General features: G+C 45.2%; 15 protein-coding genes (1 of these 15 only partly in view). 9 read left to right on the top strand and 6 right to left on the bottom strand.

The genetic code is table 11. From position 1 onward, the window contains the following. Positions 1-22: 22 nt before the first annotated feature. The 3 genes from QVP94_RS12860 to pflB form a co-directional block, all read right to left on the bottom strand. On the bottom strand, positions 23-613 hold the full coding sequence (locus QVP94_RS12860; RefSeq protein WP_008777750.1) for a Crp/Fnr family transcriptional regulator: 591 nt from the start codon (positions 611-613) through the stop codon (positions 23-25). Positions 614-799: 186 nt separating this feature from the next. Continuing rightward, on the bottom strand, positions 800-1,534 hold the full coding sequence (pflA, locus tag QVP94_RS12855; protein WP_005867396.1) for a pyruvate formate-lyase-activating protein: 735 nt from the start codon (positions 1,532-1,534) through the stop codon (positions 800-802). After that, complete coding sequence (gene pflB, locus QVP94_RS12850) at positions 1,535-3,775, bottom strand: formate C-acetyltransferase (RefSeq protein ID WP_008772883.1); 2,241 nt, start codon at positions 3,773-3,775, stop codon at positions 1,535-1,537. A 217-nt stretch (positions 3,776-3,992) separates the two neighbouring features. Here pflB and QVP94_RS12845 point away from each other — a divergent pair, with 217 nt between their 5' ends. The 9 genes from QVP94_RS12845 (at position 3,993) to QVP94_RS12805 (ending at position 21,562) form a co-directional block, all read left to right on the top strand. After that, a complete protein-coding gene (locus QVP94_RS12845) occupies positions 3,993-8,033 on the top strand; it encodes a hybrid sensor histidine kinase/response regulator transcription factor (protein WP_022192771.1) in 4,041 nt (1,346 codons plus the stop codon). Positions 8,034-8,235: 202 nt separating this feature from the next. Then, positions 8,236-11,298, top strand: a complete 3,063-nt coding sequence (locus tag QVP94_RS12840) for a SusC/RagA family TonB-linked outer membrane protein (protein WP_022192770.1) — start codon at positions 8,236-8,238, stop codon at positions 11,296-11,298. A gap of 29 nt (positions 11,299-11,327) precedes the next feature. Beyond that, a complete protein-coding gene (locus QVP94_RS12835; protein ID WP_005859723.1) occupies positions 11,328-12,923 on the top strand; it encodes a RagB/SusD family nutrient uptake outer membrane protein in 1,596 nt (531 codons plus the stop codon). 181 nt (positions 12,924-13,104) lie between these two features. Then, positions 13,105-15,441, top strand: coding sequence for a GH92 family glycosyl hydrolase (locus QVP94_RS12830; RefSeq protein WP_036629093.1), 2,337 nt, complete (start codon positions 13,105-13,107; stop codon positions 15,439-15,441). A gap of 31 nt (positions 15,442-15,472) precedes the next feature. After that, positions 15,473-16,270: a basic secretory family protein gene (locus QVP94_RS12825; RefSeq protein ID WP_005859727.1), complete on the top strand. Its 798-nt coding sequence runs from the start codon at positions 15,473-15,475 to the stop codon at positions 16,268-16,270. Positions 16,271-16,508: 238 nt separating this feature from the next. Further along, positions 16,509-17,495, top strand: coding sequence for a GSCFA domain-containing protein (locus QVP94_RS12820; RefSeq protein ID WP_005859728.1), 987 nt, complete (start codon positions 16,509-16,511; stop codon positions 17,493-17,495). A 4-nt stretch (positions 17,496-17,499) separates the two neighbouring features. After that, positions 17,500-19,965: a bifunctional UDP-N-acetylmuramoyl-tripeptide:D-alanyl-D-alanine ligase/alanine racemase gene (locus QVP94_RS12815; RefSeq protein ID WP_005859730.1), complete on the top strand. Its 2,466-nt coding sequence runs from the start codon at positions 17,500-17,502 to the stop codon at positions 19,963-19,965. Positions 19,966-20,100: 135 nt separating this feature from the next. Further along, complete coding sequence (locus tag QVP94_RS12810) at positions 20,101-20,958, top strand: enoyl-ACP reductase FabI (RefSeq protein ID WP_005859732.1); 858 nt, start codon at positions 20,101-20,103, stop codon at positions 20,956-20,958. Between the two features lies 1 nt (position 20,959). Beyond that, a complete protein-coding gene (locus QVP94_RS12805; protein WP_005867379.1) occupies positions 20,960-21,562 on the top strand; it encodes an L-threonylcarbamoyladenylate synthase in 603 nt (200 codons plus the stop codon). Here QVP94_RS12805 and QVP94_RS12800 read toward each other — a convergent pair. The 3 genes in view from QVP94_RS12800 to QVP94_RS12790 are tightly spaced (at most 22 nt apart) and all read right to left on the bottom strand, a layout consistent with a single transcriptional unit that may run on beyond the window. Next, positions 21,541-22,245 carry a hypothetical protein gene (locus QVP94_RS12800; protein ID WP_022192769.1) on the bottom strand — a complete coding sequence of 235 codons (705 nt, stop codon included), beginning with the start codon at positions 22,243-22,245 and terminating at the stop codon, positions 21,541-21,543. The genes QVP94_RS12805 and QVP94_RS12800 overlap by 22 nt on opposite strands. Beyond that, positions 22,218-22,751, bottom strand: coding sequence for a hypothetical protein (locus tag QVP94_RS12795; protein ID WP_288213275.1), 534 nt, complete (start codon positions 22,749-22,751; stop codon positions 22,218-22,220). Before QVP94_RS12795 ends, QVP94_RS12800 begins: the two co-directional genes overlap by 28 nt. A 22-nt stretch (positions 22,752-22,773) precedes the next feature. Next, positions 22,774-22,814, bottom strand: partial view of a glycoside hydrolase family 2 protein gene (locus QVP94_RS12790; RefSeq protein ID WP_502685445.1) — the end only. The gene runs 1,228 nt beyond the window's last position; the window shows 41 of its 1,269 coding nt (coding positions 1,229-1,269); its start codon lies off the right edge, out of view — the gene reads right to left on this strand; its stop codon occupies positions 22,774-22,776.

Genomic DNA, 22,814 nt, shown 5'->3' with positions numbered 1-22,814 from the left:
AATACCTGAATGTAGGTAGAGACTACAACACTCCCGCCCGCACCCGGCTCAAAGATTCGGGTGTCATCAATAAATACGAGGCGATATGATTGACAGAAGCACGTTTCGCTGCTTCCGGATATTCCTGTTGAAAACGCAGATAACGTTTTCTTGCCGACTCAAAACGCCAAGAGTCCGCTTTCTCTTGCGAAAGCATCAAAGCCCACTCCAGTATTTTCTGGTACAATCTATTAATAGCTAAAGATGTTTTCAATAAATCGCTAAATTCCGAAAAAGAGATCCGGTGATAAACCGTCGGTTCCAATGCCTCGATTAATAAACGCGTCGGTTCTCTTTGGAATGTGCTGGCTATACAAATAACGATATTTCCCTCACAGGAGAAATGCTCGGTAATATCACGTTTATTCTTATAGTAAAACTGGCGTAATAATCCCGATTCCACATAATATAAATATTTAGATATTTGTCCGTTATCCAACAATAATTCTCCTTTCGCAGCCTTACTTGATTCTATGATCGAGGCCAGAGAATCCAAATCCGCATCGGGTAATGGATAAAAACGTTTGGATATCATTTCGGCTATTTCTTGTGGTGTCTTCATACTATTCATCATTTTCTGATCTATATCATTTTTTATCTCCTTACAAAAATAGATATTTGTTGCATATAACAAAACAAACACATATTAAATAGTCAAGGTTAGTCTAGGCAAAAAATTATTACTATCGTTTAAAAGCTAATCGGATTAGATTGTTTTCCCTGATTAGCTGTTGCATAATCGCAAGGCTTGATCGAGAGATCAGGCCTTGTTATTTTCTGGTTTGTAGCGAGAGAATATCGCTTTCGCATTATCTAAACGTTCTTTTGATAAGGGTTCCACCCCCTTTAACGGATAATCGAGACCTAATTGCTCATATTTATAGGTTCCCATCGTATGATAAGGCAATAATTCCACTTTGCGAACCACTTTATATGAACTGACATACCGAGCTAACGCCTCCAGCCACTCGTCATTATCCGTATATCCGGGGACAATAACATGGCGAATCCAAGTATCTATGCCACGTCTCTCCAATTCATCCAAGAACAGAAGCGTATTATCCTGCTTGACACCCGCCAGTAACGGATGTAAATCCGGGTTTAAGGTTTTGATGTCCAATAACACTAAGTCCGCATAATCCAAGACTTCCCAAGCTTTTGAGGTACATACGAAACCAGATGTGTCCAAAGCTGTGTGAAGACCTTGCTCTTGGCACAAACGGAAAAACTCTTTCAGAAACTCAGGTTGCAATAAAGGTTCCCCACCGGTAACAGTCACCCCCCCACGGGCGATAAAACTCTTATACCGTAAGACTTCCGTCAATAGCTCGCCGGGAGTCATCTGATATTTCACCTTCCCTTTTGGGTTCCAAGTATCCGGGTTATGGCAATACAGGCAACGCAACGGGCAGCCCTGCATAAAAACGACAAAGCGAATTCCGGGACCATCTACGGTCCCGAAACTCTCTAATGAATGTATCTTACCTTTTATCACTTACAGTGAATGGTTAATGGTTCTTGAAATAACATCCAACTGTTGTTCACGAGTCAGTTTCACGAAGTTTACCGCATATCCGGATACACGGATCGTAAGTTGCGGATATTTCTCAGGATGTTCCATAGCGTCGATCAACAAATCCTTATCAAATACGTTAACATTCAGATGCTGACCTCCATCCGGAGTAAAATAGCCATCCAATAAGCTAACCAGATTATTGATCTGCACTTCACGCTCCTTTCCCAACGTAGCCGGAGAAACAGCGAAAGTATAAGAGATACCGTCGTGCGCATGCTGGAATGGAAGCTTCGCTACCGAAGCTAGCGCAGCGATAGCACCTTTCGTATCACGACCGTTCATAGGGTTTGCGCCCGGAGCGAAAGGAGTTCCACCGATACGGCCATCCGGTGTCGTACCAGTCTTCTTACCATATACCACATTAGAGGTGATCGTAAGGATGGACTGCGTAGGTTTCGCATGGCGATAGGTCTCGTGCTGACGCAAATATTCCATGAACTTCTCGGTGATCTCTACAGCGATACTATCCGTACGATCGTCGTTATTACCGAAAGGAACATATTCGCCCTCACGTTCGAAATCAACCGCCAAGCCACGCTCGTCACGGATCACACGTACTTTCGTATCACGGATAGCAGCCAACGAATCGGCAACGATAGAAAGACCGGCGATACCTGTCGCACGGATACGCTCTACATCTCCATCGTGAAGCGACATCTCGAATGCCTCATATGCGTATTTATCATGCATATAATGGATTATCTTCAAGGCGTTCACATACACTTTCGCCAACCAGCGCATCATTTGCTCATACTTAGCCATCACCTCATCGTATTCCAGATACTCGCCGCGAACCGGCTCGAACATCGGGGCTACCTGTACGCCGCTGCGCTCATCCCGTCCTCCGTTGATCGCATATAATAAACATTTCGCCAAATTCGCACGGGCTCCGAAGAACTGCATCTGCTTACCGATCTTCATAGGAGAAACGCAACAAGCGATACCATAATCATCTCCATAATCCGGACGCATCAAATCGTCGTTCTCATATTGGATAGCCGATGTATCGATAGAGACCTTGGCACAGAAGCGTTTCCAGTTCTCGGGAGCGTTCTTAAACCACAGAACTGTCAAATTGGGTTCTGGTGCCGGACCTAGATTATATAATGTATGGAGATAACGATAGGAAGTTCTTGTTACCAAAGAACGGCCATCCACTCCTTGGCCGCCCAAGGACTCTGTTACCCAAACCGGATCACCGGAGAACAAATCATTGTATTCCGGCGTACGTAAGAAACGAACGATACGCAACTTGATGATCAGCTGGTCTACCAATTCTTGCGCCTCCTCTTCGGTCAACTTACCCTCACGGATGTCTTTCTCGATATAAATATCCAAAAACGTAGAAGTACGTCCGATAGACATCGCCGCGCCATCTTGGTCTTTTACCGCCGCCAGATAAGCTAAGTACACAAACTGAACCGCCTCACGAGCGTTTTGTGCCGGACGAGTCACATCAAAGCCATAGCTAGCGCACATTTTCTCGAACGCTTTCAAAGCCTTGATCTGTTCGGAAATCTCCTCACGGCTCTGGATGATCTCTTCCGTGATCTCTTGGATATCCAAACGATTCAAGAAACGCTTTTTCTCCTCGATCAAGATTGCCGTACCATATAAAGCGACACGACGATAGTCACCAATAATACGTCCTCTACCATACGCGTCGGGCAGACCGGTGATAATAGCCGAACGACGTGCGGCAATCATCTCTTCCGTATATGCGGAGAAAACGCCCTCGTTATGCGTCTTACGATACTTCGTGAAGATCTCTTTCGTCATCGGGTCCAAATGATAACCATAAGCTTCCAAGCTATTCTCAACCATACGGATACCGCCCTTCGGGAAGATACCACGTTTCAGCGGAGCATCGGTTTGTAACCCAACGATCACCTCATTCTCCTTATCAATATAGCCCGGGCCATATACATCGATCCCTTGAGGTAATTTTGTCTCGGCGTCATAAACTCCCTTTTCCCTCTCGACCTTAAACATCTCGGTCAGCTTGTTCCAGACCTTACGGGTCTTCTCGGAAGAAGCGACTAAAAAGGAATCATCCCCTTCATAAGGCGTATAGTTACTCTGGATAAAATCTCTTACATTGATCTCTCTTTTCCAGGTCTCACCCTTAAAGTGATCCCAGCACTCATTCTCAAATTTCATAAACAATCTTATCTAATACCACATTTTTACCGGCACAAAGGTAAAACTTTTATCCTCATGTTCCTGTAACATTTGCGACACCCCTCTAAAATCCCTATAAATAGGTATTAAAAATATACAAGAAGAAACGGGATAGTAATGCGATGCTTTGCACGAAGTCTCCATTTTATTCACTATCTTTGCCTACAGAACGTAAAAGTTAATCTGGATCAAACACATGAGAAATATCCTGTTTACCGTTTTATTTATAGGAATACTATCTTTAATCGCATCTCCTATCTCACTCGCGTCTAAATCTTTGCATAAGGCAAATATGATTAATTTGTCGAACAATGCCATTATTTGCATGCATCAAGATCCGGATGGCTATTTGTGGATCGGGACTTACGACGGACTTAACTTATACAACGGAAAAGATACGTATGTATATCGTTTCGAATTAAATAACAAAAACTCTCTTTGTAGTAATATCATTCACAAAATATCCGACGCAGAACCCGGCTTTTTATGGATATCAACCTCTTTAGGTATCAATAAATTCTCGCTAAAGAAACGGAAAGTCACCGAGTCTTACCCGGGATACATGGAGAGTGATCTGGTAGCGACCGATTCATCCGGTATCACATTAGCCATTTGTAAAGAAAACCGGATATCTTGTTACACCCCATTTAGCGATGGATTCCGGGATCTGCCGAGAGAAGGGATAGGCCCTCAAACCGTACGGACTTTATTCGCCGGAACAGACGGATATTTTTATTTACTATTGACCTCGGGAATACTGAAAAAGTTAACACCGGATTTCTCCAATACAACTTTTAATTTACTATCGGAAGAACGCCAATTCCATAATAAACCGATCTTATCCGCATTTCATGAGAATAACCATATCTTCATTGTCGATACCGACAATAAGTTATATCGCCAACAGGTAGACGGAAGCGGGAAAGAATTCCTGTTTGATCTGTCTGGAATGACAAATAAATATGGAAACATCATTAAGATATGTACCTTCCAATCCAATGTATATATCGTTTTCCGTAACGGCAATATTCTAGACCTAAGCCAACCGGAAAACACGATAGACACGGGCATCGGTATCTTTTGCCTGATGAACGATAAAAGACAGGAGATTCTTTGGGTAGGGACCGATGGACAAGGCATACGGATGTTTTACGATAAACCCGATCTTTTCGGCTCTATCTTACTCAAGGATTTACCGATTAATATACAGAACCCCATACGTTCTTTATATACAGACAATGATCGATCCCTTTGGTTCGGGACAAAAGGAGACGGAATTGTCCGGATACAAGCCTATGACACTTACCCAAACAAAAAGGCGATTCCACAAAGCGCTATCACGCATTTCACCGCCGCCGACGGATTATCCAGCAACCGGGTATATAGCTTCCAGAGAAGCGAATTCCATCCTTGTATCTGGATCGGTACGGAAGGCCCGGGGCTCTGTTATTATTCTTATAAAGAAAATCGAATGAAGACGATCCCGCAGCAAGAGGACACTCCCCCTATCCGCTATATCCATTCTATTTGTGAGGTAAACGACTCGACATTATGGTTGGCGACAACCGGCAACGGATTACTGAAGGTTACTTTACGTATGGATAAAGTCACGCCTACAATCAGTAAGATACAAACCTTCCCGCTAAAAAACGGGGAGAATACCTGCAAAGAGATTCAATCCATGATATATGATAACGACTCGACCTTATTTCTCGGGAGTCGTGGCGGTTATGGGGTTATTAGTTTTAACATATTCAACCAGAAATATGAGTTCCTGCAAACCAACAATTTAAGGAATCCGGCCATTGGAGACGTGTTATCTGTATGCCAGACCGAGGATTCTACTTTCTATGCAGGCGCCAGCTCCGGACTTACCCGGATTAAATTTAAAAGAGGAAAGATACATTTACGCCAATTCGATAAAAGCAACGGGATCGCAAACGACATGATCCATGGTATCCATGAGGGGAATGATAGCTGTATCTGGTTAAGCACCAACAAAGGCCTCACCAAGTATAATCCCCGGAATAATTTTTTCCATAACTATCATCAACCTTATTTTAGCGTCACGGAATTCTCTGATGACGCTTATTGGAAATGCCCATACTCCGAGCGCTTATTCTTCGGAGGTATCAACGGATTGGTCTGGGTAAACAAGCAAACGGAGCCGGAGCATACCTATCAACCCGAATTAAGTTTCTTCGAGTTGCAAATGGATAAGCAAATCCTTCCATTATATAAGGACATCAGCCGGAACGGTGTAACGGTTCCGGCTGATGTGCAATCGTTAACGATTGCGTTCGTCGCTCCGGATTACATCAACGGGGAGAATTACGAGTATTCGTATCAGTTGGTCAACTATAATTCCTCTTGGAAAGAATTGCAAAAGACAAACAAGGTAACTTTCATGAACCTCCCGTACGGGGAATACTTACTGAAAGTCCGTTATCGTAACGATGTCATTGATTCGTCGGCAAAAGAATACACCCTACCTATCAAGGTATTACCTCCTATTTATCTAAGCTCATTAGCCATTTTCACGTATCTTTTTATCGGTACGGTTTTACTCATCATCGCCATCTATCGTATCCATCACCAAATTCTAAAGAAACAAAAGCAGATCGCAGACAAGATCAAGGAGGAGCAAAAAGAGAAACTATACGAGTCCAAACTGAATTTCTTTACCCATATCACGCATGAGTTATGTACCCCGCTTACCTTGATCAATGGCGTGGAGAATTATATCCAAGCCTATGCCGCCGCCTCAAAAGACAAGACGTTAGAAAAATACACTTCAGTCCTTCGGGAAAATGTAGAGGAACTGAACGGGCTTATCCAAGAAATCCTTGATTTCCGGAAAGCGGAAGATGCGGGATTCAGTCATGCGCATATCCGGAGAGTATCCGTATCTTCTCTTTTGCGAACCCAATTCGAATGGTTTTACCCACTATCCGAGCAACACCAAATCCAATTCAAGATCGACGCTCCCAAAGAGCTCTATTGGAATACGGATTCCGTCTATTTCAAGAAGATCCTAGCAAATCTGATTTCCAACGCATTTAAGTATACGGAAGACGGGGGCACGGTTCGTATCTCCTTACATGAGGAGGAGAACTTCCTCGTCCTTAAAGTTTACAACACCGGCAAAGGAATCGAGGAGGCAGACATGCAAAATATTTTCGACCGATATCGTATCCTTGGCACGATGGATAACGACGATAACAGGCAAAATACGACACGGAATGGCCTCGGCTTATTTATCTGCCACAGCCTCGTACAATCCTTAGGTGGTAAAATCGACATAGAGAGTGAGGTCGGCCAATATGCTGAATTTACAGTTACCTTACCTTTTGGCATCGTAGAGGAGAGCTCAGACGACACGATAGACGAAGATATTCCCGTATCGCTTCCTTCCCCAAACACGGATATACAAAAGCCGCAAATCTCACATACGGCACAAAAAGAGACGGAAGATAAACCGATGATACTCGTTATCGACGATCATAAAGACATCGTCTGGCTAATCACGGAAACCCTCTCTTCCGAATATCAGGTTCAGGAAGCTTATAATGCGGAGGAGGCTCTGGAATTCCTCAAGCAATACACTCCCTCCCTTATCATCACCGATATCATGATGCCTAATATCGACGGATTGGAATTGATCTCTCTTATCAAGGAAAATAGATATACCCGTCATATCCCGCTTATTATCGTATCTGCCAAAATATCAGACCAAGAGCAAGCGGCAGGACTTAATATAGGAGCGGATGCCTATCTAACCAAGCCTTTCTCGCCAACAGTTCTCCTATCCGTCGTGAACCGATTGATGACAAATCAAAGAGAATTAAAAGAGTATTTCTATTCTCCGGAAAGTGCTTATCAATATACGGAAGGGCAATTATTACATCAAGAAGACAAGGAATTCCTTGACGCCGTAACCGCTATCATCAAAGAAAATGTCAGCAAGGAAGGACTCGGTCCCGAGCTGGTAGCGGACGCACTGAATATAAACACCCGCATCTTATATCGCCGTTTCAAGAAAATATCTACCATGACGCCGAGTGATTTTATAAAGGATTATAGGTTAAACTATGCAGCGCAATTACTCGTAAATACCAACATGAGCGTTCAGGAAATTATTTATAATGTAGGGATTTCTAACAAATCATACTTCTATAGGGAGTTTGCCCGTAAATATAACATGACTCCTAAAGAATACCGCACAAAAGAGGCATAAATCATTGATTCCTAAATAGTGTCATAATCGACCAAAAGAGTATCATAATCTGCCATATGCATTTCATGACACTTCTTTGGCATTTCAAAGCACTCTTCAATTCGTTAAGACCTATTAATATTGCTGTCGAATAACAAAGCAAACCGCTTGTGTGTATTCTTCCTTCGGGAAGCACATTATTAACTTTTAATTTAATGTTTTTATGAAAAAAAAGAGTGAAGGTAAGACGAGGAAATGCCTGACTTTATTAGGTGGACGAACCTCTTTGTTACTTTGTTTATCTTTAATGTTTCAGTCCTCTTATGCGGTCGAAGATTCTACTGTTCCTGAAATGGGAAACATGGAGATTCATCAGATCGCACAGCAAAGTTCAACCATTAAAGGTGTAGTAAAAGACCAAAAGGGTGAACCTCTGATTGGCGTTAGTATTGTTGTGAAAGGAACCACGAACGGAACAGCTTCGGACTTTGACGGAAATTTCACCTTGGATGTGCCGGATAACAGCACATTGGTATTTTCCTTCATCGGCTTCAAATCCCAAGAAGTTCGTTATACCGGGCAAAAAACATTGAACATAGTCTTAGCTGAAGACTCTGAGACACTAGACGAGGTAGTAGTCGTAGGTTACGGTTCCCAAAAGAAAGGTGAGATCACCTCATCCGTTACCAGCGTGAAAGCATCCGACTTTAACAAGGCACCGGTAGTGAACCCGATGCAATTGGTGGAAGGACGTGTAGCTGGTCTGACTGTATCACGTGGTAGCACCGACCCTAATGGCGAGGTAAAAGTACAGATGCGTGGTGCCTCATCTCTGAAAGGTAGCAATGAGCCTCTCGTTATTATTGACGGTATGCCGGGTAATATGACTTCTTTGAACGCTATCGCACCCGAGGATATCGAGGCGATCGACGTATTGAAAGACGGTTCCGCAGCCGCTATCTACGGAACCCGGGGTAATAACGGTGTGATCATCGTCTCCACGAGACGTCCGCAAGCCGGAACTACTCAAGTGGATTACTCAGGATATATCATGCACGAGGCGGTTTATAAACGACCGGAAATCTTAAATGGAGACGAGTTCGTCGCTTATGGCAAGGAAACCAACAACGCCAATATCCGCGACTTTGGTGGACGGGATAACCATTACGACGCTTTATTGAATAAGAGTAATTTCACCCATGTACACAACTTGACCGCTACTGGTGGTAATGGTAAGACAAACTATCGCGCTTCTTTAAATTACAAAAAGAATGATGGTATGATCCGTAACACCAGCCGTGAAACGATCAATGGCTCTATCGCCGTGAACCACCGTGCGTTTGATGATAAACTACAGCTTTCTTTCAATCTAGCAAACTCTTTCGTGAAAGTGGACGCAGTTTCCGATGATGTGGATAAGGTAGGAGATATCCCTAATTACGGCATATTATACCAGGCGATCCGTATCAACCCGACGATGCCTATTTATAAGGAAGACGGCTCCTTCTGGGAAACTTACAGCGGTTACGAAGATTTCAACCCGGTAGCCCGCATATACCAGCGTACCAAGAAAAAGGAATTCAAGAATTTATTGGCGAACTTCAAGGCTCAATATGAGATTATCCCCGGTCTGACAGCCGCCGCTTTCTTCGCTATGGAGAAGAACGACGCATTAACTAACGATTATAGCATGCGTGAGGAATATAGCCAATATAAAGACGGTACAAACGGACGCGCCAAAAAAGAATATTATCAGAATACCAACCGTACTACTGAATGGACAGCAAACTACAATACTTCCATCAACGGCGTACACAATATTACCGGTTTGCTGGGATACAGTTACCAAGATTTTGAATACGAGCAATTCAGCGCCGAGAACAAGAACTTCTTGACGGACGTATTCGGTACCAATAACCTAGAAGCCGGCGGTTACCTAAAAGATGGTAAGGCCGAGATGAAGAGTAAAAAAGAGACCAGCAAACTGATCGCCTTCTTCGCCCGTGCCAACTATAATTACGACGGTAAATACATGGCCAGCGCCTCTATCCGCCGTGAAGGTTCCACGAAGTTCGGAGCGAACAACAAATGGGCTTGGTTCCCCTCTGTCAGCGCAGGCTGGATGATCTCTCGTGAGGACTTCATGGAGAGCCAAGAAGTATTCGACGTATTGAAATTCCGTGCCGGTTTCGGTATCACGGGTAGTCTACCTACCGATCCATATATGTCTCTCGCTACCTACGGCACAGGTGCTGGAGCTTGGAACGCTTACACCGGTTCATGGCTAGCCGCCACTTACGGTCCGAATATCAACCCGAATCCGGATTTGAAATGGGAGAAGAATGAGTCCTTGAACATCGGTTTCGACTTCGGCTTGCTAGGTGGACGCCTAAATGGTACGATCGATTGGTATAGTCGTACGACTCGCGACTTGATCAGTAGCTACAATGCCCAACAGCCATCCTTGATCTACAACACGATCACCACCAACGTAGGCACGATGAGAAATAGAGGTATAGAATTAGCATTAAACGCAGAGGTCGTAAAGACTAAGGATTTCTCTTACACGGCTAATTTCACGTTCTCATACGAGAATAATAAATTGACATCTTTGTCTAACGACGTGTACAAATCTTCTTACGAGGATCAATATGACCTGCCCTCTCCGGGTAACCCGGGCAAGGCTTACCGCCTACAAGAAGGACAGCCGATCGCGTCATTCTTCGGTTATGTATGCGATGGTATCAACCCGGACGGAACTTGGAATCTTCGCGACATAGACGGAAAGGAAGGTCTGTCTGACGCTGACCGTACCTTTATCGGTAATGGTTTGCCGAAATTCAAGGCTGGCTTACAGAACACATTTACCTATAAGAACTTTGACTTCAGCTTCTTCCTGCGCGGTATGTTTGATTATGACGTATTGAACGAGGGTGCTATTTATTTCGGAACGACTGTTAATATCGATCAGTCTGGCACAAACGTATACAAGGATGCCTTGAAGAACAAGGTAACAGAGCAACCATTGTTCTCTTCTTATTATCTAGAGAAAGGGAACTTCTTGAAGATCGATAACGTGACACTAGGTTATACATTCAACTTCAAAAATAATAAATATGTGCGCAACTTACGTATTTATGGTAATGTCACCAATCTTGCGACTATTACAGGATACTCTGGTTTAACCCCTGACGTAAACGTAACAGGACTACAAGCAGGTATAGAGAAGCGCGGATCTTATCCCACCACCCGTACCTTCACGTTTGGCGTTAATTTTGGATTCTAATTAAGTAACAATAGATTTAAGACAATACAATGAAAGCTTTAAAAAATATATGCGCAATTTCATTATTGCTGGGAGCTACCGCATTTACCTCTTGTACGGACCTGACAGAGGAAATACATAGCTCGGTAATCGCTGAGAATTATTACAACAATGCAGGCGAGGTAATGGCCGCCATGATGCGTCCATGGGGACACTTCTGTGGAACTATGCAAGTAGCCCAATCGCCTTGGTCATGTAACGAGTTATCTTCCGACTGTGCCGCATGGCCTCAAAAAGGTCGCCACGGCTATGACAATGGAGACTGGATTCGCTTACACCGCCATCAATGGATTCCTACGGATGGTCAAGTAGTGGATGCTTGGAAAAAATTATTTGAAGGTATCGGATATGCTAACAACTTCCTTACAGATACAGAGAATATAGATTTTGAAGCACTCCAAGTTCCAATGTCTAAAGCACAAGCACAAGCGGAGATGCGTGTATATCGCGCTTACTGTTATTGGTATGTGATGGATATGTTCGGTACGGCTCCAATTTGCGAGAAAATCGGTGAAATCAATCCTTCCTCCAAATCTCGCGCAGAGTTATTCGCTTGGATCGAAAAAGAGTTAAACGAGAGTATTCCTTCTTTGTCAGAGAGTAAAACAGAGACCTACGGACGTGTATCCAAATGGGGGGCTTACGCATTATTGGCTCGTCTCTATTTGAATGCGGAAATTTATACTGGACAAGCACGCTGGGATGATTGTATCGCAGCTTGCGATGAATTAGCTAAGGGAGGTTTCGCATTGGATAAGAAGTGGAACGACACTTTCCGTGCGGATAACGACAAGCGATCTACCGAGATTATCTGGTCAATCGTGTATGATGAAGTATATGCCAAAGGAATGGGTTGGTATCAACGTTGGTTGCATTACGCACACCAAACTGGCTGGGATTTGCAATCCGGTCCTTGGAACGGCTTGGTGACACAACCGACCTTTTATGACTCATTCGCTGACAACGACTTGAGAAAAATTGAGGGTTTCTTGATCGGTAAGCAATATCCTCGCAAAGTAGATGAAAACGGTAATTACTACTACGACACGACCGCAGAGCCTTTGAAAGGTTCAGAGGAGTACAATGGGCAGGATTTGGTATTCGTAAACTACATTAAGTCCATGACCGAGGGCGAAGAAAACAGCGGCGCTCGCTCTATCAAGTATGAGATCCAACCGGGTACTACCGGCGATATGAACAACGACTGGGTGATGTTCCGTTATTCCGAGGTTATCTATAACAAAGCGGAGGCCTTGATGCGTAAGAACGGGGGCAAAGCAACGCAAGAAGTGGTAGATATGATCAACAGCGTTCGTCAACGTTCTTTCAAGGCAGAGGATTGGGAGAAAGCGAAATATACGACCGCTACTCTGACCATGGATGAGTTCTTGGCCGAAAAAGGTAGAGAGTTTGCTTTCGAAGGAATCCGCCGTACAGACTTGGTTCGTTTCAACAAGTTCGTAACCACTTCTTGGTGGGACAAGACTGCATCCAACGAACCAAAGCGTAATATCTTCCCTATTCCGCAAAGACAATTGGATGCTAACGCAAACTTATCTCCGAACGAGGCTAACTCATTGTTCTAAATATCAACTAAGTATAGTAGAAATCCATTATTAACAAATTAGCACTTGACAATGATAGAGGACTACTATACTTATTGATCTGAAAATATAAAAGGTTACCTTTGTCACTATCAAAGGTTATCCTTGGAACTATCAAAGGTGACCTTTTATGTTTCATCCTTTTCTAACTAATTGATACGACATGATAAATCTCAAGAAATCGATGTGTTGCCTCTTTCTGGCAGCCAGCTCAACAGTAGCGATCGCACAGACCAGTGTAGTTGATCTTGTAAACCCGATCATCGGGACAAATGGAATGGGACATACATTCCCGGGCGCTTGTGTACCCTTCGGACTCGTGCAACTCAGTCCGGATACAGATACCATACCACACAACGTAGATGGTAAATACCAACCTCGCTCCTACGAGTATTGTGCGGGTTATCAACATAAAGACAGTAGCATCGTAGGTTTCAGCCACACCCACTTCAGCGGTACCGGCCACTCCGACCTCGGGGATATCTTGATTATGCCTACCACCGGAACGTTGAAGCTAAACCCCGGAACGGCCACGAATCCCGATGGCGGTTACCGTTCCCGTTTCTCGCATGGCACCGAGATATCCCGTCCCGGATACTACGAGGTGATGCTCACCGATTATGGCGTAAAGGCACAACTGACCACCACCCAACGGGTCGGCATCCACAAATACACATACCCTACGAACAGTGAGAACCAACGCATTATCCTTGATATGATTCACGGGATCTATAACTATGACGGCAAAGTTCTTTGGACCAATATTCGCGTAGAGAACGATACGCTGGTAACCGGCTATCGTATCACAAACGGTTGGGCACGTACCAACTATACTTATTTCGCCATGTCTTTCTCCAAACCGATCACGCATTACGGATGCGAAGAGAAAGCGAAAGTTAATTATCGGGGCGGTTATGCCAAGTTCAATATGAAAGAGAACTTCCCGGATATCGGAGGACGTAAGATCGTCGCTTATTTTGATTTCGATCCGAAAACGTCTGATGAGTTGGAAGTGAAAGTCGCCCTTTCCGGAGTCAGCACCGAGGGAGCCTTGAAAAATCTACGTGCCGAGGCTTCCGGTGCGGACTTCGACCAATTAGCCGCCAAAGCCTCCGATACTTGGAATAAAGCGCTCTCCGTCATCGACGCAAAAGGAAGCGATGATCAATTGGCTATGCTTTACACCTCCTTGTATCACACGATGATCAATCCTTGCGTATATACGGACGTTGACGGTCAATACCGCGGACTCGACCATAATATCCATCAAGCGGACGGATTCACGAACTATACGGTTTTTTCCGTATGGGATACCTATCGTGCCCTACATCCCCTGTTCAATATCATCAACCGACAAGTTAACACGGATATCGCCAAATCTATGTTGAAACATTGCGAGCAAAGCGTTCATCATGCCTTGCCGATCTGGAGCCATATGGCAAACGAGAACTGGTGCATGATCGGTTATCATTCCGTCTCTGTCTTGGCAGATGCTATCGCCAAAGGATTACCGATCGATAAAGACGCCGCGTTAAAAGCGATGATCAACAGCTCTACGATTCCGTATTATGAGGGAACCAAAGAGTTTATGGAATTAGGTTATGTTCCTTTAGATCGCAACGGTAGCGCAGGCTCCTTGACTTTGGAGTATGCTTATGATGATTGGACAATCTATAATACAGCTTTATTAGTGGGAAACCGATCCGTGGCCGATACCTATAAAAAGCGTGCGTCCAATTACGCGAATGTATTCGATACCTCGATCGGATATGCCCGTCCCCGTTATACGAATGGTAAATTCAAAGAGGACTTCAGTTTGTTAAGCACGCACGGTGAAGGGTTTATCGAGGGAAATGCCTTGAATTATTCCTTCTATGTCCCTCAAGATGTCAATGGTATGATTCAGTTGATGGGAGGCGAGCAAGCATTCATCACTAAAATGGATTCCTTATTCACGATGCATCTTCCCGATGAGTTCTTTGCCGAGACCGAAGACGTAACCAAAGAAGGATTACTAGGAGGTTATGTACACGGTAACGAACCCAGCCATCACATCCCATTCTTATACGCATGGACCAGCCAGCCTTGGAAAACCCAATTCTGGCAACGTGAGATCATGAATAAGATGTATCGCAACAATATCGACGGCCTTTGCGGTAACGACGACTGCGGCCAGATGTCCGCTTGGTATATCCTTTCCGCCATGGGATTCTATCCGGTTTGCCCGGGTACAGATCAATACGTATTAGGCGCTCCTTACCTTCCCTATATGAAGGTCCGCTTGGAGAATGGTAAGACTTTCGAGGTAAAAGCCGATAAAGTCAGCGACAAGAACCGTTATGTAAAAGCGGTAAAGCTAAACGGGAAACCCTATACCAAAGGATACATCACGCAGGATGACATCATGAACGGTGGAACGCTCACTTTCGAGATGACTTCCAGCCCGAACAAAAAGCGATTGTTCAACGGAGAGGATCGCCCTTATTCACTGACGGATTAACCCATTTTATCAGAAAAAACAGACAAGACTCATGAAGTATAAACAATTAATCAGCGGTGCTTTCCTGCTGTGGACTTGCATCGCTTGCTCCGGCAAAAAGGAACAGGCGGCTACAGTAGCGGAAGCCACCTCAAATCCTTGGGATAATTATTACATCGGAAAGATCGATTTCAAGAATCTTTCCCCCGAGGCTAAGGGCTCGGCAATCTATGCCGCCGTTATCCCTGATCCGGAAGCTTATATTACCAAGCACGCCCGCAAGGTCGTAGAGACGCTTTATTTCACTCCGGAAGATAGTATCCCGGGCATCGAGGAGATCCACTATACATTAAAGGAATACGACGGGGTATCCGCGAAAGACGGAGCGCCCCCTTCCATCAGTATCGTATACAGCACGAAATGGATCGAGAAAAGTTTTGCCAATAACGACACCGCGAAAGTGGATTACGAGACCCGTGGCGTATTATACCATGAGCTGACGCATGGTTTCCAATTGGAGCCTCAAGGCATAGGTAGCTATGGGACTAATAAGACTTTCTGGGCCATGATAGAAGGTGTGGCGGATGCCGTAAGATACTTAAACGGCGGTTTTACCTTGGAAGATCGTCCCAAAGGCGGCCATTATATGGATGGTTACCGCACGACAGGCTTCTTCCTCGCATGGCTTACGCAAACCAAGAGCCCGGATTTCCTGCGGAAGTTCAACCGAAGCACATTAGAGGTTATTCCTTGGTCGTTCGATGGTGGCGTGAAATATGCGCTCGGCAATGATTACGACATAGACTCCTTATGGAAAGAATATATGGCAACGATGGGAGATGAAGCGTAGCCCCGGCAAAGGCTACGACCAACGGCGGTAACACTCAACAAGTTACCGCCGTTCTTTTATAGTATCACTCCCGACCTTCCGCCAATAGGCATTATAAGGTCGCAACAATGCCCATCGTAAGCTCCTTATACTGCCCATCCTAACAACCTTACAATGGGCATTGTTACATTATTCCCCTAAAACACCTTCCTTATTTGCATTTCCGTAAACATATATCTACTTTTGCGAAAAAGTAAATATGGAACTTTATACCCGAATCCTGTTGCCGAAAGCACGATTCTCTTTCTCGTATGAGGACCGGGTCGTGATGATGGGCTCCTGCTTCGCCGAGAATATCGGGCGGAAACTGGAAGAGAATAAATTCTCCGTAGATATAAACCCATTCGGTACTCTGTATAACCCGGCTTCCGTAGCGGAAGGATTGCGGATGCTGCTACGCCCGGAGTATTTCACTCCCGGCGATTTATTCCAGCATGAGGGCATATACCATAGTTTTACCCATCATAGCCGTTTCTCCGCTCCCTCGGAAGAAGAATGCCTAGGCCATATAAACAGCCGCTTATCCGAATCCTCCGATTTCCTGCGAAAAGCGACCCGGTTGGTAATCACGTTGGGAACCGCTTTCGTCTACCGCCTCAAGAGCGACGGGCGAATCGTGTCGAATTGCCATAAGCTACCGGAAAAGATGTTCGATCGGCAACGATTATCCACGCAAGAGATCGTCGAGGACTGGAAACCTCTGTTACTAGCCCTTTGGGAACAAAACCCCGCCTTGAAAATCTTATTTACCGTAAGTCCAATCCGCCACTGGAAAGACGGGGCGCACGAGAACCAACTCAGCAAAGCCACCCTATTGCTAGCCACGGACGCCTTACAGAAAGATTATCCCGGCCGAATCGCCTACTTCCCCGCTTATGAGATCCTTATGGACGAGCTCCGGGATTATCGTTTCTATGCGGACGATATGCTCCATCCCTCCCCATTGGCCATTGATTATATTTGGCAACGTTTTATCGAAAATTTCTTATCCACAGACACTTCGGCAATCCTTAAAGAATGGGGTGATATTCAAAAAGCTATTAACCATAAGCCCTTTCAACCGGATAGCGAGGCCTATAAGCGGTTTATCCTTCAAACTTTGTTAAAGATGGAACGAATTAGCGAGAAAATTCCTTCCTTTGATATCAGAAAAGAGATCGAAATAGTAAAGTCTAAACTAAAATAAAAGAATGGAATACGCAATTAAAGAAATAGCAAGAGTTATCGGTGCTAAAACAAACCAATTGCTTGACGATACGGTCAGTTTATTGTTGACTGACAGCCGTCGTCTCTCCTTCCCGGAAAAAAGCCTCTTCTTCGCCTTGAAAACCAAGACGAACGACGGACATAGATATATACAGGAACTCTATAAACTTCGTGTTCGCAACTTCGTGGTAAGCGATATGCTACCGGAGTTCGAGAGCATGAAGGACGCAAACTTCCTGATCGTAAAAGATACGTTACGAGCTTTACAAAAACTGGCGACTCACCACAGGAAGCAATTCAACATCCCCGTGATCGGCATCACCGGTAGCAACGGAAAGACGATCGTAAAGGAATTCCTCTATCAACTGTTGCATAACGAGTTCAACATCGTACGTTCGCCTCGGAGCTACAACTCCCAGTTGGGGGTTCCTCTCTCGGTATGGCAGATGAGCGAGAAAAATACACTGGGCATCTTCGAGGCCGGTATCTCACAACCGGACGAGATGGAACGCCTGCAACCCATTATCGCCCCCACGATCGGTATCATCACGAATATCGGGGAGGCTCATCAAGAGAATTTCCTCTCCTCCAATCAGAAATGTATGGAGAAGCTGACGCTTTTCAATGATTGCGAAGCCATTATTTATGATGGGGATGATTTATTTATCGCCAATTGTATCGAATCGGCTTGCCTTTCTCATAAAGCGATCGCATGGAGCCGTACGGACTCCGAGGCTCCTTTGTTTATCGAGTCTATCGATAAGAAAGAGTTTGAGACGATCATTCACTGTACTTTACTGGGCTTCAACCGGGTCGTTACCATTCCGTTCACGGACGACGCTTCTATCGAGAACGTGATCCATTGTATGGCGGTTATGCTTTACCTAAAACCCACCAGCGTAAACGACGTAACAAAATTCTTGCATCTTGAGCCGGTGGCTATGCGATTGGACGTAAAGCAAGGTATCAACAATTGCCTGTTGATAAATGATACCTATAACTCGGATATCAACTCCTTGGATATCGCGCTCGATTTCCAACAAAGCCGCCGGGTAGGCAAGCAATTAAAGAGCACTTTAATCCTCTCCGATATCCTTCAATCGGGCACCTTGCCGAAATCTCTATATAAGAAGGTCGCCGATTTGGTTCGCCGTAAGAAGATAGATCGTATCATCGGTATCGGCCGCGACTTAAAGGAATATGCTTCCGTCTTCGAGATCGAGAAGGAGTTTTACACGACCACCGAGGAATTTATCAAGTCTCCTTCCTTCAAGAAATTCAAGGATGAGTTGATCTTGATTAAAGGTTCCCGCCATTTCCATTTCGAGCAGATCTCCGAGTTGTTGGAGAAGAAAGTGCATGAGACGATCCTAGAGGTAAATCTGGACGCGATCGTACACAACTTCAATCAGTATCGTTCCAAGCTAAAGCCGGAGACTAAGATGGTTTGTATGGTAAAAGCTTTTGGTTATGGAGCCGGCTCTTACGAGTTGGCGAAGACCCTTCAAGAACATCGTTGCGACTATCTGGCCGTGGCGGTAGCCGACGAGGGAGCCGAATTGCGTAAAGAAGGCATCTCGATCCCCATTATCGTCATGAATCCGGAATTCAGCAGTTTCAATGTCTTGTTCGAGAACCATCTGGAACCGGAAGTCTATAGCTTCCGCCTATTGGATGCCATGATCCGGGAGACCGAGCGCAGAGGGATCACCTCTTACCCTATCCATATCAAGATCGATACCGGCATGCATCGCCTAGGGTTTCAACCGGAGGATGTCCCGGCGATCTGTGAACGCTTGAGAGCGCAATCCGGGGTTATCGCCCGTTCGGTCTTCTCTCATTTAGCCGGAAGCGACTCGTACGTCTTCGATGATTTTACCCATCAACAATTGGATAAATTCACCAAAGCCGCAGGGGAACTAGAAAGCGGGTTAGAGTATAAGGTAATCAAACATATCCTAAACTCCGCGGGAATCGAGCGTTTCGCCGCTTATCAAATGGATATGGTACGTTTAGGTATCGGTTTATATGGAGTAAGCGCATCCGGACAAAAAGGCTTACGGAATGTCAGCACCTTGAAGACAACGATCTTACAAATACAAAACGTACCCGCAGGGGATTCGATCGGTTATAGCCGTATGAGTTATGTGAAACGTGATTCCCGGATCGCTATCATCCCGATCGGATACGCCGACGGACTGGATCGCCACTTCAGCAACGGAGGTGGGGAGGTCTTGATCAATGGACAACGCTGTCCGATTATCGGCAACATCTGCATGGACGCTTGCATGATCGATGTCACCGACATCCATGCGCAAGAAGGCGACGCCGTAATTATTTTCGGCGACGAACTACCGGTGAGCGAACTTTCGGATAAACTGAAAACAATCCCTTATGAGATATTAACCTCTATCTCGCCTCGGGTAAAGAGGGTTTATTTCCGGGAATAAGAAGTAACCGCCAACAAAGAATGGCTCTACCTTGTTTTAATATCAAGGCACATATTCAAATGTCAGGCTATGATATTCATTTGCGTATGTTGCACATTTTGTGTATGTTTGTGCCGTAATTAATAAACAAGAGGTATGAGTCATAATTTATTGAAAGGCAAGAGAGGCATTATCTTCGGTGCGCTGAACGATATGTCTATCGCCTGGAAAGTGGCAGAAAGAGCCGTAGAGGAAGGTGCGACTATCACGTTAAGCAATACGCCTATCGCTGTTCGTATGGGTCAGGTAGATGCTTTGGCGGAGAAGTTGAATGCGCAGGTAATCCCGGCGGACGCAACCAGCGTAGAGGATCTGGAGACCGTATTCGCGAAGTCAGTGGAAATATTAGGTGGTAAAATAGATTTCGTTTTACATTCTATCGGTATGAGCCCGAACGTACGCAAGAAACGTACGTACGATGATCTGGACTATGGAATGCTGGAAAAGACGTTGGATATCTCCGCTATTTCTTTCCACAAGATGCTACAGGTAGCAAAGAAACAAGACGCTATCGCCGAGAATGGTTCCGTGGTGGCATTAAGTTACGTGGCCGCCCAGCGCACGTTCTTCGGATACAACGATATGGCGGACGCTAAGAGCCTGTTGGAATCTATCGCCCGTAGTTTCGGTTACATCTATGGCCGTGAGAAAGGCGTACGTGTGAACACGATCTCCCAATCCCCGACAATGACAACCGCGGGTAGCGGCGTGAAGGGAATGGAACACTTGATGGACTTTTCTAACAAGATGAGTCCACTGGGTAACGCCAACGCCGACGAGTGCGCGGACTATTGCGTAATGATGTTCTCCGACTTTACCCGCAAGGTAACGATGCAGAACCTATACCACGACGGTGGTTTCTCAAGCATGGGTATGAGCCTCCGGGCCATGAACCAATATAGTAAAGGATTAGAGGAATATACAGACGAGAACGGACACATTATCTACGGCTAATATGTTAGTGAGAATCTATCCGGAGAATCCGAATCAAAAAGAAATAGACAAGGTCGTCAAAGTCCTGCAGGACGGCGGCCTTGTCGTTTATCCTACCGACACGGTATACGCCATCGGTTGCGATGCGCTGAACGTACGTGCGGTAGAGAAAATATGTCAGATGAAAGGGGTTAATCCACAGAAAAGCAACCTGTCTATCATCTGCTACGACCTGTCTAATCTTAGTGAATACGCCAAGGTAAGCAACGCCGCTTTCAAGCTGATGAAGAAACATCTGCCCGGTCCTTTCACCTTTATCTTACCCACCAGCAGCGAGCTTCCAAAGATTTACAAGAACCGGAAAGAAGTCGGAATCCGTGTACCGGACAATAACATCACCCGTACATTGGTACAATCCTTGGGAAATCCAATCCTAACCATGTCCATCCGCGACGAGGATGAGGTGATCGAATATACGACAGATCCGGAATTGATACACGAGAAATACGAGCATCAAGTGGATATCGTAATCGACGGCGGTTTCGGAGGATTGGAAGCCTCTACGGTTATAGATTGCACGACGGATAATTTCGAGATCGTACGTCAAGGCAAAGGAGAATTGTAGCTATCCACCACGATTTGTATTCGCTCTTCCGGCAGATTAGCGGGAAACTCCAAGCTTATTTCTTGTTGGTCACCCGGCATTAGCGTAATATAGTTATCCGAATAATGTACCGGTAAGATTCGTTTGCCTGTCTCCTTATCAAAGACCTTGATACGGTTGAAGAACGAGATCTGCGAATCAGCGCTCAGACGGACTGTACCTACGAAATTCGATCCTTCCTTCTTGATCTCGGTCTTGATTCCCGGTCTTGACTTCGGAAGTTGAGATAAGCTGGTGTAGTCTTTCGGCTCGGTTGTCAGCCAATAAATATTGGGGACATCCGCATTCAAGGCCAGCCGTAAGAAATAAGCGCCTTTGATCCCTTCCGGAACGGGGATATCCAATAATTCCTGTACCGTATTCGCCTTGGCGCTCGCTCTCGTCTCTTTCTCCCAAAGCAGTTTGCCTTCCAGATTATAGATACGGGCTACAATCGATAAATCCGTATAATCTTTCAGGGTCGTATTCAACAATCCCGCCTTACGGGTTACCGGGTTATAATAGGCATGTAAGGGCTCACAGCCTTTCCGGGTTCCGTACAAGGAAGCATTTACATCGAGAGACCAATCATACATTTGCCCCCGCAAGGATGTCCATGGATTCTGGGTTTTCCAGATCAAGATACCCGTATACCAATCCCACATAGAGAGGCCCAGCCTTCCATAAAACTACGATATTGGTCATAGTTCACGACTTGGGCATACTTACAATAAGTCTCGATATCCTTCACCTCCCCATAACGCTCCAGATGATCGCCATAGCCCAGATCCTTATGATACCGCCACGTATAATTACGGGTCAAACCTTTCCTTGGGAAACCGGCCAAATCCTGTTCCGTCATCATCTCCCGCATACTCTCGACCTCCGGGGAACCAACCGATCCGGCTTCCGGATTAAACGGATGCGAACGGAAGCTAAAGAACCATTCCGGCTCTTGTATACCGTAAGGACCATCCCCATTATCCCCCAAAAAATTCCGGGTAAACAACGTATCTGTAGAGAAACTCACGAAAAGACGCTCCGGATCTAACCGGGGGAAAACCTCCTTTCTCAAACATTGATCGATATCTTTAGCTAAAGGCCATTCATTCGCCCCACACCAGAAACAAAGACTCGGATGGTTACGGATCATTTTCACTTGATCTTCCACGGAGGCGATAAATAAATCATGATTATCGGGATATTCCCAACGACGCTCTCGGGAATCCCTCTT

It is taken from the genome of Parabacteroides sp. CAG:2, assembly GCF_000436315.1.
Classification (GTDB): Bacteria; Bacteroidota; Bacteroidia; order Bacteroidales; family Tannerellaceae; genus Parabacteroides; species Parabacteroides distasonis.
This window is presented reverse-complemented; position numbering and strand designations above follow the sequence as displayed.